The sequence below is a fragment of the Sorangium sp. So ce1014 genome (genome assembly GCF_051521505.1).
Taxonomy (GTDB): Bacteria; Myxococcota_A; Polyangia; order Polyangiales; family Polyangiaceae; genus Sorangium.
Window position 1 is genome coordinate 8,163,121 of sequence record NZ_CP150356.1, and the last position, 16,949, is coordinate 8,180,069.

Annotated in this window: 14 protein-coding genes and 1 other RNA gene; 7 read left to right on the forward strand and 8 right to left on the reverse strand. The window is 73.3% G+C overall.

Annotated features, from left to right (window positions below; translation table 11 throughout):
* The first annotated feature begins 122 nt into the window (after positions 1-122).
* Positions 123-686 carry a hemerythrin domain-containing protein gene (locus WME75_RS30795; protein ID WP_437478632.1) on the forward strand — a complete coding sequence of 188 codons (564 nt, stop codon included), beginning with the start codon at positions 123-125 and terminating at the stop codon, positions 684-686.
* 51 nt (positions 687-737) lie between these two features.
* On the opposite strand, the gene WME75_RS30800 is transcribed toward WME75_RS30795, so the two are convergent.
* On the reverse strand, positions 738-1,913 hold the full coding sequence (locus WME75_RS30800; protein WP_437478635.1) for a hypothetical protein: 1,176 nt from the start codon (positions 1,911-1,913) through the stop codon (positions 738-740).
* A gap of 73 nt (positions 1,914-1,986) precedes the next feature.
* Between WME75_RS30800 and WME75_RS30805 the strand changes: the two genes are divergently transcribed.
* On the forward strand, positions 1,987-2,292 hold the full coding sequence (locus tag WME75_RS30805; RefSeq protein ID WP_437478638.1) for a PilZ domain-containing protein: 306 nt from the start codon (positions 1,987-1,989) through the stop codon (positions 2,290-2,292).
* Positions 2,293-2,336: 44 nt separating this feature from the next.
* On the opposite strand, the gene WME75_RS30810 is transcribed toward WME75_RS30805, so the two are convergent.
* From WME75_RS30810 to WME75_RS30820, 3 genes are all read right to left on the reverse strand, one after another.
* The gene (locus tag WME75_RS30810) at positions 2,337-3,632 is read right to left on the reverse strand and encodes a FecR domain-containing protein (protein WP_437478641.1); all 1,296 of its coding nucleotides are present in this window, start codon (positions 3,630-3,632) and stop codon (positions 2,337-2,339) included.
* The gene (locus WME75_RS30815; protein WP_437478643.1) at positions 3,629-4,558 is read right to left on the reverse strand and encodes an RNA polymerase sigma factor; all 930 of its coding nucleotides are present in this window, start codon (positions 4,556-4,558) and stop codon (positions 3,629-3,631) included. Before WME75_RS30815 ends, WME75_RS30810 begins: the two co-directional genes overlap by 4 nt.
* A 354-nt stretch (positions 4,559-4,912) precedes the next feature.
* The gene (locus tag WME75_RS30820; protein ID WP_437478646.1) at positions 4,913-5,299 is read right to left on the reverse strand and encodes a hypothetical protein; all 387 of its coding nucleotides are present in this window, start codon (positions 5,297-5,299) and stop codon (positions 4,913-4,915) included.
* Between the two features lie 101 nt (positions 5,300-5,400).
* Between WME75_RS30820 and WME75_RS30825 the strand changes: the two genes are divergently transcribed.
* Both WME75_RS30825 and WME75_RS30830 read left to right on the forward strand, forming a co-directional pair.
* Positions 5,401-6,252, forward strand: coding sequence for a purine-nucleoside phosphorylase (locus tag WME75_RS30825; RefSeq protein ID WP_437478649.1), 852 nt, complete (start codon positions 5,401-5,403; stop codon positions 6,250-6,252).
* Positions 6,249-6,713 (forward strand): cytidine deaminase, encoded by a 465-nt coding sequence (locus WME75_RS30830; protein ID WP_437478652.1) that lies wholly within the window; start codon positions 6,249-6,251, stop codon positions 6,711-6,713. The genes WME75_RS30825 and WME75_RS30830 overlap by 4 nt, the downstream gene beginning before the upstream one ends.
* A gap of 33 nt (positions 6,714-6,746) precedes the next feature.
* Here the strand turns inward: WME75_RS30830 and WME75_RS30835 are convergent, their stop codons facing one another.
* Positions 6,747-9,974, reverse strand: coding sequence for a response regulator (locus WME75_RS30835; RefSeq protein ID WP_437478655.1), 3,228 nt, complete (start codon positions 9,972-9,974; stop codon positions 6,747-6,749).
* Between the two features lie 205 nt (positions 9,975-10,179).
* The gene (locus tag WME75_RS30840; protein ID WP_437478657.1) at positions 10,180-11,304 is read right to left on the reverse strand and encodes a 6-phosphofructokinase; all 1,125 of its coding nucleotides are present in this window, start codon (positions 11,302-11,304) and stop codon (positions 10,180-10,182) included.
* Positions 11,305-11,630: 326 nt separating this feature from the next.
* On the opposite strand from WME75_RS30840, the gene WME75_RS30845 reads away from it, so the two are divergent.
* Positions 11,631-12,875, forward strand: a complete 1,245-nt coding sequence (locus tag WME75_RS30845) for a lysylphosphatidylglycerol synthase transmembrane domain-containing protein (protein ID WP_437478659.1) — start codon at positions 11,631-11,633, stop codon at positions 12,873-12,875.
* Between the two features lie 37 nt (positions 12,876-12,912).
* On the opposite strand, the gene WME75_RS30850 is transcribed toward WME75_RS30845, so the two are convergent.
* A complete protein-coding gene (locus WME75_RS30850; RefSeq protein ID WP_437478662.1) occupies positions 12,913-14,397 on the reverse strand; it encodes a Do family serine endopeptidase in 1,485 nt (494 codons plus the stop codon).
* A 255-nt stretch (positions 14,398-14,652) separates the two neighbouring features.
* On the opposite strand from WME75_RS30850, the gene proC reads away from it, so the two are divergent.
* Together proC and rnpB are read left to right on the forward strand one after the other, a co-directional pair.
* On the forward strand, positions 14,653-15,510 hold the full coding sequence (gene proC, locus WME75_RS30855; protein ID WP_437494958.1) for a pyrroline-5-carboxylate reductase: 858 nt from the start codon (positions 14,653-14,655) through the stop codon (positions 15,508-15,510).
* 76 nt (positions 15,511-15,586) lie between these two features.
* An RNA gene (gene rnpB / locus WME75_RS30860) (RNase P RNA component class A) lies at positions 15,587-16,006 on the forward strand.
* A gap of 66 nt (positions 16,007-16,072) precedes the next feature.
* Here rnpB and WME75_RS30865 read toward each other — a convergent pair.
* Entirely contained in the window at positions 16,073-16,924 is an 852-nt protein-coding gene (locus WME75_RS30865) for a sigma-70 family RNA polymerase sigma factor (RefSeq protein ID WP_437478665.1), read from the reverse strand.
* Between the last annotated feature and the right edge of the window lie 25 nt (positions 16,925-16,949).

Consider the following 16,949-nt stretch of genomic DNA (forward strand, 5'->3'; position numbering starts at 1 on the left):
AGGTCGTCCCCCGCGCTGGGCAAGCGGCGAGGTGATCGGATGGCCAGCGCGCGGGCGCGCGAAACCGCGCGCGGAGAGAAAAAAGCTCCCACGCCTCTGCGCACTTGCTCGATCATCGATGGATGCCCGATGACCGGAACGATCCTCTCGAGAAGCTCGCCGCCGCTCACCGGAGCCTGGAAGAGAACCTGAACGACCTCGCGCGCGCCGCGCGGGCGCTCAACGATGCCCCCGGGCGCGCCGCAGCGCTCGAGGGTCTCTCCGGCGTGGTGGCCTACTTCGAGCGGTCGATGAGCCGGCACCAGGAGGACGAGGAGCGCTCGCTGTTCCCGCGGCTCGCGGTGCTCGAAGCCATCGCGCCGACCCTCGATCGCCTCCGGCAGGAGCACAAGGCGCATCAGCGCGCGATCAACGCGCTGCGCACCGCGATCGAGCGCGACGGCGGCCCCGAGGCGGTGGAGGTGCTCCCCCAGCTCATCGAGAGCCTGCGCGCCGCGTACCAGAGCCACGTGGCCTGCGAGGAGCAGGAGGTCTTTCCGGCCGCTCGTCGGTTCCTGCAGGCCTCGGCCATGCAGGGGATCATGAACGAGATGGAGACGCGCCGGGGGCGCGGCGCGCAAGGCAACCCTGCCAAGGGGATCAGCGGGCGCCCTCACCGCCCAGGCGGGATGCGCAGGGGCCCGTAGCGGCTCGGCGCCGCCTGCTCGAGTCGCTCCTCGAGCGCGGCGCTCGGTCCGCTAGAACGTCTCCTCGCTCGCGCGCTCCAGCGCCGCGCGCAGGTGGTTCTGCGCCCGCAGCGTGTACGCCCCGTCGGGGTGCTGCTCCAGGTGGCTGCGGAACGCCTCCGCCGACTGCACGAACTTCCCCAGCCGGTAGAGGGTGACGCCGCGGGCGAGGTGCCTGGGATACTCCGGGTCGAGCGCGGCGAGCTCGTCGATCTTCTTCAGGCGATAGTGCTCCTCGGCGCGCTGCGCCTCCGCCGCGCGGAGCGCCGCCGCGCGGAGCGCCGCCGCGGGCGAGCGCGGCCCCGGCTCGCCGGCCTGCTGCTCCGGGCGCTCCGCCGCCTCCGCGGCGGGAGGCGCCGCGAGATCCTGCGCGCTCCTCCCGCCCCCGCCGAGCGGGTGCGACAGCAGGAACTTGAACAGCGCGCGCTCCTCGTCGAGCGCCACCCCGAACGGAGCGCGCTGGAGGCCCACGATGGCGCCCCAGCGCTTCTTGAAGAGCACCCCGAGCACCGCGCCATCCATGGCGATGCGGCGCGCCTCGCCGCCGCCGCGCAGCCCCGCCTCCCCTCGCCTCAGCCATGTGTTTCGGCGGAGCAGCCCGATGAAATTGCCGCCGAGCTCGCGGAGCTCGTCGGACTCCTCGCCAGTCGCCTCGAAGCGGCGCACCTCGCGGACGAACGAGCTCATCTGGTAGGCCCGCAGCCGGAGCACCGCCTCGTCCCCCTGGGCGAGCGCGGGGCCCACGGCCTCGAGCACGCGCTTGCGCGCGGCGAGGAGCTCGGCCTCGGTGTGATCCGCGTCGGCGTCCACGACCCCGAACGCGCGGATGGCGGAGCCGAGCTCGCGCACCTCGGCGTCGAGCCCGAGCTGCTCGGCCTCGCCGGCGCGCGCGATGTCCGCGTCCCGCGCCCGCGCGAGGGCCTGCGCGTCGGCGAGCGGCAGCGGCAGCTCGGCGGGCTCGACCGATCGCGGCACCGCGAGGATGGCCGCGGAGCCCGCGATGAAGATGGCCACGAGCCCCGGCTCCCAGCCTTCGAGGTGCCGCTTCCAGCCGCGGCGCTCCGCGGCGCCCTCCGCGCGCGGCGACGCGGCGGAAGATGCGGCGGAAGACGCGACGGCCCGGCTGCGGCTCGACCGAGCCGAGCGCGGCTCCCGGCGCTTGACAGCGACGCTCTCGGCTCGCGACATTGATCGTCTCCTCTGCGCTTCAGAATACCCCACGCGGCGACCTCCAGCGCCGCGCACCTAGCCAGCGAGGCACGTGCCAGATCACCGCAAGCACCCGCGCAAGCCCATCGAGCTCTCGATCGCGTTCCGGATCGGCGACGGCCCGCGCGTCGATGCGACATGCCGCGACATCAGCCTCGGCGGGATGTTCATCAAGACCAGCTCACCCGCTCCCTTCGGAGCGACCATCGAGGTGCTGCTGTCCCTGGCGGGCCTGAAGCAGGCCGCCGCGATCCCGTCGGTCGTGCGATGGACCACCTCCGAGGGGATGGGGGTGCAGTTCGGGGTGATGGGCGCGCGGGAGACCTACGCGCTCACGCAGCTCCTCGGCTCGCTCTGAGCCTCCGCGCGGACGACGGGCAGCGCTCCGCGCGACGGCCGCGCTCAGTCCTCGATCGTCAACGGGATGGCGAGCTGCCTCGGGCCTTCCGCGAAGCGACCCTGGTAGAGGCCTGCAGCGCAGGCCTGCAGCGCGGGCCGGAGCGGCGGGTCGAAGCGCAGGGCGGCGACGCTGCCGTCCGGGTGCACGGAGATGCGCAGCGTCGAGACGATCGACCTGCGGACCCAGGACGAACCGCCAGCGCTCTCGCGCGCGAAACAGCTCGACAGCAGCGACTGCACGGACGCTGACGTCAGCGCCGGCGGGTGAGAGGTCGCCTGCGGGTCGGGGACCGGCTCTGCGACGGCCAGCGACGGCTCGGTCGCCGACGGCGGAGGCGGCTCGTCGACCACCGGGGCGGCCGGCTCGGCGACCGCCGAGAAGGCGGGCGCGGCGGGCTCCTCCACGTGAGCGACGGCCACGGGGGCCGCAGCAGCTCCGCTCGGCGGACGCACGCCGGCGGTCGGCCGGGGCGACGCAGGCGGACGCGCCGGCTCCGGGGGCGCGGCGGGGGCGCTGTCCTGCGGCGCGGGGCGCTGGAGGAGGCGCGCCTCGCGGCCGCCGTCGAGCGAGAAGGTGCCGCGCGACGGACCGACGAGCAGGTGCGCGGTGGTCGCGCCGCGGTACGCCGCGGGACCGACCGCGACGGTGCCGTGCTCCACGTCGACCTCCACGCGATCCTCCAGGCGGGTCACGGTGAAGAGCGTGCCGTGCACCGCGACGCGGGTGCCGTCCACCTCGACGGCGAACGCCTCGACGAGCCCCTCCTCGGGCGCGCGCGTGACGACGTCGGCCCGCACCGAGCCCCGCTCGAGCGCGATCACGTGGCCGACCCCCGCCGCGCCCACGACGCGCACCACGGCGCGGCTGTCCGGCAAGAGCGTCCAGCGCACCGACCCGACATCGGCGAAGGAGATCGCGTGGGTCGCCGTCTCGACGGAGTCGCCTGGCCGGAGGGCGCGAAAATCCAGGTCGTCGGCCGCCCCGGCCGCCCTGGGCACGTCCGCGAGATCGCGGGCGCGCGGCGGCGTCGACGTCGCCACGACGGGCGGGGCGGAGCGCCCGGCCGCGAGGACCGCGAACGCGATCGCCGCCGCGGCCGCCGCGAACGCGAGCGCGCGCCCGAGCGGCGAGCGCTGCGGCGGAGCGGCGCGACGCACGCGACGCTCCGAAGAGGGCCGATCGATCCGCGCGAACAGCTCGCGCTCGATGGCGTCCCAGCGAGGCTCCGGAGGCTCCTCGGCGCGGAGCAGCCGGTCCATGTGCTCCCGTGCCCGCTCGTACTGCTTTGCGCCGCTCACATGTCCTCCGCGTCGACAGCCGCTTGATCCGCCGCGGGATACCCCACAGCGGCGGCCCCTATCGAAACCCGTTCGCGCGTCGCCTCCGGACCTGTGGCGTCCACCTTGTCCGCGCCGCCCTCGGCCAGCTCGACGGCGAGCTGGGCGAGCGCGGGCTCGGCGCGCATCATCGCCTCGATCTCCCGGCGCGCATAGAACAGCCGCGTCCGGACGGTCAGGACCGGGGCGCCGACGATCTCCGCGATCTCGGTGGGCGCGATCCCCTCGAGCTCGTGGAGGACGTAGACGACCCGCTTCTTCTCGGGGAGGCGCTCCAGCACCCGTCGGAAGGCGTCGATCCTGCGAGCGCGAGCGGCGTCCTCGTCCGGGAGCATGCCGCGGTCGGCCTCGAGATGGATGCTGGGCTCGCCCGCGAACACCGGCCGGGAGCGCGCCGCGCGCCGGGCCATCAGCACCGCGTTGACCGTCACCCGGTGGAGCCACGTCGAGAACTTCGACTGCCCCCGGAAGTCCCCCAGGCTCCGGTGCACCTGGATGAACACCTCCTGGATGACGTCCTCCACGTCGGCGGTCGGCCCGAGCATCCTGAAGACGAGCCGCGCGACGTCGCGGCGATAACGCCGGAAGATCTCGGCAAAGGCCGTGGGGTCACCGCTCTGGAAGCGACGGATCCACTCGCCCACGTCGTCGGGCTCGATCACGGGCGGAAGCCTATCCGCCCCTTCGGCGCTCATGGAGCTCGATGGCGAGACAACGAGCGCCGGACGGCGAGACAGGTCATGGCGCGCGAGCGCCGCGTCGAGCGCCACGCGCGCGTCCTGCGCGGCCGGGGCGTCCGCGCGGCCGTTCGGCGCCCCCCAGAGGGGAAAGAACGACCGCGGGAGGTGCGCCCAGAACGCCCCCGTCTCGACCGCCACGGTATGCACGAAGGTCTCCGATGCACCGAGCAGCCGGACCATTCATGGCGCTGCGAAGCGCCGGTAGCCCGTGCAGCGCCGCCCCGGGCCGCGATGACGCCCGGAAACGCACAAAAGTTGTTCCTCCGGGCACATCGGCGCGACCTTCCGGCGCATGATCCTCATCGCCGTGTCGCTGACCGTGGCCCTCGTCGCCGCTGACCTGCTCGAGCTGGGCTCGCGACGCCGCGATCGCGCGTAGCGACCGGCTTCAGGCCCTGGACAAAAAAATGCCCGGCTTGAGCCCGCTTCGGCCTCAGGCCGACGTGCGCTCAAGCCGGGCGACGGAAAAAACCGTGGGGGTGCCCGGGTCGTCCGGCCGGGTCAGCCCGCGGCCTCGGCGCCCTCCGCCGCGGCGCCAGCCTTCTTCGGCAGCTCGAAGAGCGCCGACAGCTCGATCTTCTCCTGCTTCTTCTGCTCCAGGATGCGGTTGACCGCGCGCAGCAGGCGCGTCTTCGCAGGGCCGCTGATCGGCTTGCCCTGCAGCGCCGCGCCCAGCGTGCGGTCGGTCACCGGGCGGCCGCTGCGCGGCTTCTTGGTGCTTGCGGCCTCCTTCTTTTTCGCAGCGTCTTCGCTGCTGCGCGCCAGCCGCTTGGTCAGGCGGATCGCCCGATCCTCCGGCTGCAGCCGCTCGATCTTGACCGACACCGCAATGATGCGGCGGGGGTCGATCTTCTGTTCCTTCAAGAAATTTTCGATCTTGGTGCCCATCGTCGTCACTTGCCCCGAAAGGGCGGCGACCCTACCACGCTCGGTGCCGCTGTGCATCTGCGACGTTTACCTCCCGCGTCGCCCTCGGCTAGCTTGTCGCGGTGACCCTCCTGGCCGAGCTCGACGAAGCAGCGCGCATCATTCACCAACGAATTCCGGCGCCTCCGAGCATCGGTGTGGTGCTGGGATCAGGGCTCGGGGGCTGGGGCGACGAGCTCTCCGGGCTCGTGAAGGTCCCGTACGCGGAGATCCCCGGCATGCCTCGGCCCGCCGTCGAGGGGCACGCCGGCTTCCTCTGCGCCGGGCGCGTCGGGGACGTGCCGGTCGCCTGCTTGCAGGGGCGCGCGCACCTCTATGAGGGGCACCCGCCGGCGAAGGTCGCGTTCGGCGTGCGCGTGCTCGCGCGGCTCGGCTGTCGCGCCGTGCTCCTGACGAACGCGGCGGGCGGCATCCACCCCGGCTTCGCCGCCGGCGACCTCATGCTGCTCACCGATCACCTGAACCTGATGGGGGTGAACCCGCTCCTCGGGCCGAACGACGACGCGCTCGGCAAGCGCTTCCCCGACATGACCTACGCGCACGATCCCAGGCTGCTCGAGCTCGCGCGGGCGGCGGCGAGCGACGCGAGCGTCTCGCTGCGCGAGGGGGTCTACGCCGGTCTGCTCGGGCCGACGTACGAGACACCCGCCGAGATCCGGATGCTGCGCACGCTCGGGGCAGACGCGGTCGGGATGAGCACGGTCCCGGAGATCATCGCGCTCAGACACATGGGCGTGCCGGCCGCGGCCATCTCGTGCATCACGAACCTCGCGGCGGGCCTGACGCAGCGCGAGCTCGACCACAAGGAGGTCGAGGAGACCGCCCGGAAGGCGCGCGCCCGGTTCACGGCGCTGCTCTCGGCGTGGGTCCGCCGCGCCGGCGAAGGCGCCGCGGCCGGGAGCCCCGCGTCGTGAGCCGCGCTCCGCAGGACGCCGTCGAGGCGCCCGCCGCGACCGAGGCGGCGCAGGCGATCGACTGGGACACGCTCGATGGGGCGGCCCTCGCCGTCCGGGAGCGGGCGCACGCGCCGTACTCGGGCTACTGGGTCGGCGCGGCGATCCTCGTGCGGTCGGGCCGCGTGTTCGCCGGCTGCAACGTCGAGAACGCCTCGTACGGGCTCACCCTCTGCGCGGAGCGCTCGGCCATCGCGCAGATGGTCGCGGCCGGCGAGCGCGACCCGATCGCGCTCACCGTCGCCACCAGCGGGCCCGTCCTCGGCAGCCCGTGCGGCATGTGCCGGCAGACCCTCGCCGAGTTCGCCGTCGATCTCCCGATCCGCCTCATCGCCGCCGGGGGCGGCAGCGTGGCGCCTCGGCTCACCTCGCTGGCAGCGCTCTTGCCCGAGGCGTTCGGGGCGGCCGCGCTCTCGCGCTGACCGCCCCCCGCCCCGCCAGCGAGCGCCGCCGGCTCACTCGATCGACAGCGCCTCGCCCTGATCGATCTGCGACAGCGCGGAGGCGAGCGCCTCCCGTGCGCGCTCCAGCGAGGCGCGGTCCTCGCCCCACTTCGAGCGCGCCTTCTGCAGTCGGGCACGCTCGACGGCCAGCTGCTCGGCGAGCTGCTCGCCCTGCGTCCTCAACGTGTCGCGCTCCTCGGTCCGGTGCGAGAGCTGCGCGCCGAGCTCGCTCTCCCGCTGCTCGGCCTCGGTGAGCCGGCCCTGGAGCGCCTCGACGGCGCGCGCCCGCTCGGCGAGCTCGCCCAGCAGGCGATCGCGCTCCTCGACGCGGGTGGACAGCTCGCCCGTGCGCTGCTCCAGCTGCTGCTCGAGGTCGCGCGAGCGGGCCTCGAGGTGCGCCACCTGGTTGCGCGCCTGCCCGAGCTCGGTGGAGAGCCCGCGGGCGATCTCGTCCAGCTCGTGCTTCTGCGCCGTCCAGGCGGACTCGCGCTCGGCGATCTCGGCCTGGTGTACGCCGCGGAGGTCGGCGAGCGCCTGCGCGTGCGCCGCCTCGATCTGCGCCTGCCGGTCGGCGGCGCGCGCCTCGAGCTCGGACACCCGAGCCGCATGCGCGTGCTCGGCGGCGCGGACGGCCTGCTCGCGCTCCTCGATGAGCTCGCGCTCTCGGCCTGCGAGCCGCGCCGCGAAGTCGTCTCGCGCCGCCTCGAGCGCCTGCGCGTGCTCGTTCGCCTGTCCCTCGATGGCGCGGGCGTGCTCGGTTCGCAGGCTGAGCAGCGCGGCCGCGTGCTCGCGATCGCGCCGTTCCCCGTCCTCCGCATGCTCGCGCCGCAGCGCCTCGACGGCGGTCGCGTGGTCGCCCCGCAGCGCCTCCACCGCGGCGGCGTGCTCGGCCTGCTGCCGCTCGACGGCGGCGACCTGCTCGGCGCGCACCCCCTGCAGCGCGGCCGCGTGCTCCGCGTTGATCCGCTCGACGGCGGCGGCGTGCTCGGCGCGCGCCGCGTCCAGCCCGGCCGCGTGCTCGGCGCGCGCCGCGTCCAGCCCGGCGGCGTGCTCCCGGTCGCGCCGCTCCGTCTCGCCCGCGTGCTCGCGCCGGAGCGCCTCGACGGCGGCCTCGTGCTCGCCCTGCGAGACCTCGACCGCCGCGGCGTGCTCCGCCCGCAGCCGGTCCAGCGCCGCAGCGTGCTCCGTGCTCAGGTCATCCACGGCCGCGGCGTGCTCGGTCCTCACGCCGTCCAGGGCGGCCTCGTGCTCGGCCCTCAGGCCATCCGCCAGCGCCGCATGCTCGGCCCTCACCCGATCGAGCGCCGCAGCATGCTCGGCCGCCTGCTTGTCGATGGCCGCGGCGTGCTCGCCGGCCAGCCTGTCGGCGGCGGCGCGTTGCTCGGCGGCCTGCTGCTCCACGCGGGCGGCGTGCTCGGCGTTCAGCCTCTCGACCTCCGTCCGGTGCGCCGCCGTCGCCTGCTCGAAGCGCTCCCGCTCCGCCTGCGCGCTCTCCTCGATCTCGCGCCGCGCCGACGCTTCGACGGCCGCGATCGCCTGCGCCCTCTCGTCCGCCGCGGAGCGCAGCGCCTCGGTGTGCGCGGCCTCCGCGCTCATCAGGGCCTGCCGGGCCGCCGAGACCTCCGTGTCGCGGGCGACGACCTGCGCCTGCATCTTCTCGGCGCGCGCCTTGAAGTCGTCGGCGCGCTTCGCCGCGAGCTCCTTGTCGGCGCGCAGCGACGCGAGCTGCCCGTCGAGGTCCTCGCTCGCACGCTCGAGCTCCAGGATCCTGTCGACCTGATCGGCCTTCTCCCGATCGAGCGACAGCGATTGATCCCGGAGCTCCAGGAGCTCCTTGTCCTTGCGCGACATCTGGTCGCGGAGCGCGAGGATCTCCTTGTCTTTCTTGTTCAGCGCCTCGCGCAGATCGAGGAACTCGCGGCTCGACACGCCGCCGGGCCTGGAGCCGCTGCCGCCGGCCGCGAGCTTCGCCTTGAGCTCGTCGAGCTCGCGCCGCAGGCGGACCGCCTCCTGGCTGCCGTCGTTCGCCGTGGAGATCTCGCCCTCGAGGCGGAGCGACGTGGCGCGCGCAGCGGCCACCTCCTTGGAGAGGCGGACGATCTCGCTCTTGGACCTGTCCAGGTCGGCGCGCAGGCGCTCGATCTCGCCCGCGTCGGCGTCGGAGCGATGCGGCGCCGGCGGCGCCGGGGTCAGCCGCCCGCGCTCGGAGACCGGGGCGCGGTAGGCGCCCCCGCGCTCGGAGACCGGGGCGCGGTAGGTGGCCACCGGCGACGAGCTCACCGGCGGGGGCACCGAGGCTGGCAGGGGCGTGCCGGTGGACGTCGGCGTCCGCGTCGACGGCACGACCGAGGGCGTCCGCGTCGACGGCACGACCGAGGGCGTCCGCGTCGACGGCGCGACCGACGGCGTCCGCGTCGACGGCGCGACCGAGGGCCTGACGTCGGTCGGCTCCTCCTCTTCGTCGCGGATCAACCGGGTGAACGCGCCGCCGATGAACTCCTCGATGTCCTCATCCGACCTGCGGGAATCCGACCTCACGACGGCGGCCTGAGGAGGCTTCGTCGGTCCTGGCGCCCGCCCACGCTCCTGGGCGGCGGCGGACGGCGGCGCGGCGGACGGCGACGGCGGCGCGGCGGACGGCGGCCTCGGCGCGGCGGACGGCGGCCTCGGCGCGACGGACGGCGGCCTCGGCGCGACGGATGGCGGCCTCGGCACAGCCGACGGCGCCGGCGGCGCGACGCTCGCGGGCGTGCCGTTCGAGCCCACCGCCGCGGTGATGATCGTGGGATCCCCGGAGTCCTCGTCGATGTCGGCCTCGAGCACCTCGGCCTCATCGATCATGATCGGATCGGCCTCCGCGTCGTCGCCGTCGAGCGGGACATGGTTGCGGATGTGCTCGAGGAGCTCGCCGAACGCGATCGGCTTGTGGATGTAGTCCTCCGCGCGCGTCCTGAGCTTTCGGTGCTGCTCGAACGTCTCCTCGCTCGACTCGCTCGACATGATGACGAGCGGGACGTCCTTGAGCTGCAGGTCCTTCTTGAGCTTGTTGCAGACCGAGAAGCCGTTCATGCGCGGCAGCTCGATCGACAGCAGGATGAGGTCGGGGCGATCGGCCGCGGCTGCCTGCAGGCCGACGTTGCCGTCGTCGACGACCTGAACGGTGCAGCCGAGGCGGCCCAGTTCCGTGCGGAGCTCCCCGGCAAACGCCGGATCACTCTCAAATACGAGGACTTTCGTCATGTTCCGGGGTGTGCGCGGGTTCGGAGGGGAACCCAAGATATCGGCCCCCTTCGACGAGTGTCAAACACGAGGCGGGTCGCCACGCTCGGGCCGTCCGGCCGGCGGCGCGCCGCGCGAAGGACCCCCGGCGGCGGGCGAATCTGGACAATCCGCCACGGTTCCTGCCGGGCCGACGGCCGACAGCAGCACACCCGCGCGCCCCGGATCAGGTGGCGGCGAAATGGTCGGACGGCTCGTCTCCGAAGCACAGGCCCATCTCACGGGCCGTGACGACCGCGTCCGAATCGAGCGGCACCGTCTTCGTCTTGCCGGCCACGTCGTCGAGGGAGACCAGCTCGATCCGGTTCGCCCGCAGCGCGACCATCCCGCTCCCGCAGTCCTCGACGAGGGCGCGCATCGCGGCCGCGCCGAAGCGGAGCGCGAGCAAGCGGTCCGCCGTCGTGGGTCCGCCGCCGCGCAGCAGGTGGCCGAGCACCATCGAGCGCGCCTCCTTGCCCGTGCGGGTGGCGAGCTCCTTGGCGACGCGCTCCGCCACGCCCCCGAGGACGGCGGCGCGGCGGAAGGCGTCGCCCGCGTCCTTGATGACCAGCTCTCCCCCCTGCGAGCACGCCCCCTCCGCCGCCACCACGATGGAGAAGCGCCGCCCGCGCGAATCCCGGAGGCGGATCTTCTCGGCGATCGGCTCGTACTGGAACGGTATCTCCGGCATCAGGATGACGTCGGCGCCCCCGGCGATCCCGGCGTTGAGCGCGATCCAGCCCGCGTGCCGCCCCATCACCTCCACGACCATGATCCGCTCGTGCGCCTCGGTCGTGGTGTGGAGCCGATCGAGCGCCTCGGTCGCGATGGAAACGGCCGTGTCGAAGCCGAACGTGACGTCGGTGCAGCAGACGTCGTTGTCGATCGTCTTCGGCACGCCGATGACGAGGGGCAGCCCGCGCTCGAGGAGCTGGTGCGCGATCCGCATCGAGCCGTCGCCGCCCACCGCGATGAGCGCGTCGAACCCGAGCGCGCGGAACCGCCGCACGAGATCCTCGGACCGATCCCGCGGCACGAGCCCGTGCTCGCCCGGCATCGGATAGTGGAACGGATCGCCGCGGTTCACGGTGCCCAGGATGGTGCCCCCGAGGTGCGCGATGCCCCGCACCCGCTCGCGGTCCAGCCGGATGAGCCCGTCCGGAGAGTCGTCGAGCAACCCGCGGTAGCCCTGCCGGATCCCCCAGACCTCCCAGCCACGCTCGATCGCGGCGAGCGTGGCCGCGCGGATCACAGCGTTGAGCCCGGGCGCATCGCCGCCTCCGGTATTGATAGCGATCTTACGTGCCGCCATGAGGCGGCCAGCATCGCGAGCCCTCCTCGGCGACGCAATAGACAATAGACATCTTCCTCGCCCCGGTCTCGAGAGCCGCGGAACGCGCGCGAGAGCCGCGCTTCGCGGCGACCACGAACGTCGACGCGCGCCGCGCCGGACGAGCGCTGGACAACCCAAGGAACGCTCCCGCGAAGCGTCATTCGCATCGGCCACGCTCGTCCTGCGGTCGAGGCCGCCCCGGGACGCGTCTCGCGCGCCGGGCGGAGCGCCGCATGACGGTCGCGAGCGCCGGCGACAGGGTATAGGGGGCATGCGCAGCGATCACCCCGGCTGCGCGCCCCCGTATGAACCGCGCCACCCTGATCCGAGGCATCCAGGTCGTCGTCACGCTCACGCTCGCGTCGTTCGCTTACGTGCTCTACAGCGAGATCCACGACAAGCAGGAGAGCCTCGCCGCCGGGCTCGCGCACGTGCGGCCGGGCTGGCTGCTCGTCGGCGCCGTGCTGGCGCTGCAAGAGGGCGTGTTCGGAGGCCTCAGGATCTGGGTCCTCGGGCGCGTGCTCTGGCCCGGGCTCAGCTTCCGCACCGCGGTGACCTCGGAGTTCGTGCTGATGTTCTGCGCCGGCGTGACCCCGGGGCAGGCCGGCGCGGCGCCCTCGCAGGCCGCCGTGCTCGTCCACGGCGGCATGCGGCTCGTCGACGTGGCCACGGCGGAGCTGCTCACCGCCTCGTGCACGGTCTCGTTCTTTCTCCTCTCGGCCCTGACCCTCTTCGCGCTGCGGCAGAACGGGATGCTTGTCATGCACGGGGGGCCGCAGATCGAGTGGTTGCTCTTCTTCACCGTGACCATGTTCGGCTCGGCGCTCGTCGCGCTGATCGTCGCGGCGGCGTACCCGCCGCTCCTCAAGGCGATCGTGCGCGCGCTGTCGGTGCCGTTCGGGGGGCTCCTGCGCGCCGCGCTGCTCGGCGCCCGGCGCGTGCCCCGGCTGCGGGCCCGCGCCGACGCCGCGCTCGCCGCGCCCGGCGCCATGACCGCGCGCCTGCTGCGGAGCGTGGACGAGTTCCACGAGGGCTTCCGCGTCTACATGCGCCGCGGCAAGCGCGCCTACGCCGCCGCGCTGCTGCTCACGTTCGGCTTCTTCTGGTCGCGGTTCGCGGTCGCCTACTTCATCCTGCTCGGGCTCGGCATCCCGACGTCGCCCTCGACCTTCGTCTCGGTGGGCCCGCCGATCGTCCAGGTCGTCCTGACCCAGACGCTGCTCAACTTCGCGCTCTACATGAGCCCCACGCCCGGCGCGAGCGGCGTCGCCGAGCTCGGCTCGAACGCGCTCATGTCGCCCTGGGTCCAGGGCGCGTTCGTGGTGCCGTACATCGTCATCTGGCGGGTGCTCGCCCTGTTCCTCTGCATGTTCGTGGGGGGCATCTATGTCTTCCGCTACCTCGGCGCCGACGTGCTCGAGGAGCGCGTGAAGCAGACGGAGGCGGAGAAGCGCGCGCTCATGGAGGCGGCGCGCGCCGCGGACGCCTCGCCTGCGAACGCGCCCGAGGGAGGAGAAGAGACCGCCGGCCGACGGCAAGGCGTGGGGTGATCGGGAAAGACCGGCGCGCGCCGGCCGCGCCGCAGGATCAGCGCGCGGGGATGGGCACGGCCGCGAACTGGACGACCTTCCCGCGCCGCACCTTGAGGAGCGCCGTCGACCCTTCCTTGACCTTGGTGATGGCCACGCGGAGGCCGGCGCTGTCCTTGATGGGGGTGCTGTTCACCTCGACGATCACGTCGCCCACCTGGAGATCCTGGACGTTGCTGCCCGACGCGAACCCGTCGACCCGCACCCCGCCGCCGGGCGCGTCCGAGATCTGGATGCCGAGCTTCTCGTCGCTCTGCTGCCGCTCGGGCCGGGCGCCCTGGCTCGGCCGCGCGCGGCTGGCCGCGTCGCCCTCCTCGTCCTGCAGCGCGTCCAGCTTGGCCCGGAGCTCGTGCCGCTTCTGGGCGCGCACCACGGTCACCTCGATCTCGGCGCCGGGCGCGTTGCGCGCCACGTTGCGCCGAAGCTCCTCGGCGTGGTGGATCGGCACGCCGTTCACGTCCACGATCACGTCGCCCGGCTTGATGCCTGCGCGCGCGGCGGCGCCGCCCGGCTCGACCTCGGCGACGAGCGCCCCCCTGGGCGCGTCCAGCTGGAGCGCCGCGGCGAGCTCGCGCGTGACGGGCTGGAACAGGAGGCCGAGCTTGCCGCGCTCGACGTGCCCCTTCTCGCGGAGCTGCGGGAGCACGTCCTTCAGCGCGTCGACCGGGATCGCGAAGCCGATGCCGTTCGCGCCCGCCCGGATCGCGGTGTTGATGCCGACGACCTCGCCCCGCCAGTTGAACAGCGGCCCGCCGCTGTTGCCCGGGTTGATCGAGGCGTCGGTCTGGATGAAGTCGTCGTACGGCCCCGCGCCGATCGCGCGCGCCTTCGCGCTGACGATGCCGAGCGTGACCGTGTGGCCGAGCCCGAACGGGTTGCCGACCGCCAGCACGTGCTCGCCGACCCGCAGCTGCTCGCTCGTCCCGAGCGGCGCCACGGGCAGGCCGTTCGCGCCCTTCAGCCGGAGGAGCGCGAGATCGAGCTTGGGATCGCGCCCGACGACCTCGGCCTCGAACTCCCGCTCGTCGGCGAGCCGCACGCGGACGCCGGACGCGTCGTGGATGACGTGCTCGTTCGTCACCACGTAGCCGCTCGGATCGATGATGAAGCCGGTCCCGAGCGCCGTCTGCGGCGGCCGCGGGCCCCGCGGGTTGAGCCGGCCGCCGCCCTGCGGGCCGAAGAAGTACTCGAAGGGATCGAGCCCCTCGGGACCGCGCGACTCATGCATCGTCGTGATGTTGACGACCATCGGCCTGACCCGCTCGGACAGCGCCGCGACATCGAAGGTGGCCGGCACCGGCGCCGGCGGAAGCGTCACGGTCGAGACGGGCGGCGGCGCTGCACCGGGGGGCGAGGCGGCGGCAGCCTGGGTGGAGGGGGGCGTGGCGTGCGCCTGCTGGCCGCACCCACCGAACGCCAGCGCCGCCATCGAGAGCAGCGCGAAGGCCGAAGCGCGAGAGCGATAGGAAACCGCTTGAATCATGGAATCTCCGTCGGGCAGTCGAAAGGTCCCGTCCTGCGTTCGGCGAACAGGGAGCCGACTGCGTTCATTCCGCCGCACAGATAACGCCACGGCGTCCGCTGACAAGGGCGCTCGCCGCGCGCGGGGGGAAGGCGCGCCGCGCGTCCGCCCGCCCGTCCATGGCAGCACGCCGCGCCGGCGGCGATGACCGTCGAGATTTGAACCGCGGGCTCGGCAGGGCTGCTAGGGTGCGCGCACTTGGAGGTGAGCCTGGCGATGGGGAGCGACGACGGCCGGCTGCGAGGGCGCAAGATCGGGTTTCTTGGCGGCGGGAACATGGCAGAGGCGCTCATCCGAGGCCTGCTCCAGGGGGGCGCCGTGGGCGCGGAGCAGATCCGGGCGAGCGATCTCAAGAGCGAGCGGCTCTCGTTCCTCCACACGCGGTATGGCATCGAGACCACGGAGGACAACGAGGCGCTCTGCCAGTGGGCCGACGTCCTCGTCATCGCCGTCAAGCCGCAGATCGTCGATCGCATCCTCGCCCCCCTCTCGTCGGGGCTGGGCCGCACGGATGTCGTCATCTCGGTGGCGGCCGGCGTGCCGATCGACGCCATCGAGGCCCGCCTGCCGGAGGGCGCGCGCGTCATCCGCAGCATGCCGAACACCGCCGCGATCGCGCTGGCCGGCGCCACGGCGATCTCCGCCGGGAGCCACGCCACGAGCGACGACATCGAGATCGCGCGGACCCTGTTCCAGGCGGTCGGCCGCGTGGTCGTGCTCGACGAGTCGCTGCTCGACGCGGTGACCGGCCTGTCGGGCAGCGGCCCCGCGTACATCATGCTGATCATCGAAGCGCTGGCCGACGGCGGCGTGAAGGTCGGCCTCGGCCGGGACGTGGCGCTGCTGCTCGCGGCGCAGACGGTGTACGGCGCCGCCAAGCTCCAGCTCGAGACCGGCGAGCACCCCGGCCGCCTGAAGGACATGGTGACGAGCCCCGGCGGCACGGCGATCGCGGGGCTCCACACGCTGGAGGCAGGCGGGCTCCGGCGCACCTTGATCGACGCGGTCGAGACCGCGTCGAACCGCTCGGCCGAGCTGGGCGCCCAGATGGCGCAGAAGCTCCGCCGCACCTGAGCGAAGGGGCAGCCTGTGGCGGGCGCCGCGCGGAGGTGTTGGCGTTCGGCCGTCTCTTGACTATGTTCGCCGCGTCGCAGCGGGACAGGCGATCGCCGGCGGCCGGGGAAGCCCGGTCGCGGGAGGAAAGTCCGAGCTCCGCAGGGCAGGGTGCCGGGTAACGCCCGGTGAGAGCGATCTCGAGGAAAGTGCCACAGAGAACAGACCGCCGCGCCGCGCGCTCCGTGAGGGGCTCGCCGCGCGGCAAGGGTGAAACGGCGGGGTAAGAGCCCACCGCGCCCTTGGCAACAAGGGCGGCACGGCAAACCCCACCTGGAGCAAGGCCGCGTAGGGAGGCGTCCGCGGCGGCAACCGCCGCCGCGGCAAGGGTTGCCCGCCCCATGCCTCCGGGTTGGCTGCTTGAGGCGCGTGGCAACGCGCGTCCTAGAGGAATGATCGCCGGCGCAAGGGGGGCGACCCCCCGCGCAACAGAACTCGGCTTACGTCCCCTGCGACCACGGAGCCTCGCCTCGGCGGGGCTCCGTGCTTTTGTGCTCGCCCGCCGCTCACCTGTGGCAAGTCGCTACGCTGCGAGCGGCTGGAGACGGTCGCGCAGCTTCTTCTTTGCGCGCGCCTCCAGCTGCCGAGCTCGCTCGCGCGACACCCCGAGGCGGCGCCCGATCTCGGCGAGCGACAGCTCCTCCTCCGGATCCGCCATCATCCGGGTCTCGACGATGTACCGCTCGCGCGGGTCGAGGTTCTCCACGGCCTGCGTCAGCCGCTCGCGGAGCAGCGCCCCCTCCTCCGCGCGGGAGAAGCGCTCCTCCTGGTCCTGGTCGTCCGCCGGCAGCGTATCGACCAGCGACCGGGCGCCGTCCTCGAACACCTTCGTGTCGAGCGAGACGTCCCGGGCCTCGAGCCGGTGGGCCATCTCCAGCACCTTCTCCGCGGGCGCGCCGAATTTCTCGGCCAGCAGCCGATCGCCCTCCTCCCCCTCGCCCACGAGGCCCGCGATGCGCGCCCGCTCCCGCCGCAGGCGAAAGAACATCTTCGAGCGGAGCGGGCCCGAGCCCACGCCGACCAGGCTCCAGGAGTGAATGACGTGGTTCAGTATGTACGCCCGGATCCAGTAGGCCGCGTAGGTCACGAAGCGATTTCCACGGTCCGGGTCGTACTTGCGGATCGCGTGGACGATCCCGAAGTTCCCCTCGGCGATGAGATCGGCGAGCGGGATCCCGTAACGCCGGTAGCTGATCGCGATCGAGACAACATGCCTCAGGTTCGCGAGCGCGAGAGCGGCCGCGGCCCGCTCGTCGCCGTGGTCCCGCCACCGTCGAGCGAGCTCGACTTCGTCCTCGCGCGACAGCTCCGGGATCTGCCGAACATGCGTGATGTAGCGCGAAACCGCGCTGGCCTGATCTCGGGACGTTTGCACAGGGTTTCCTTCGAGGTCCGAAGAC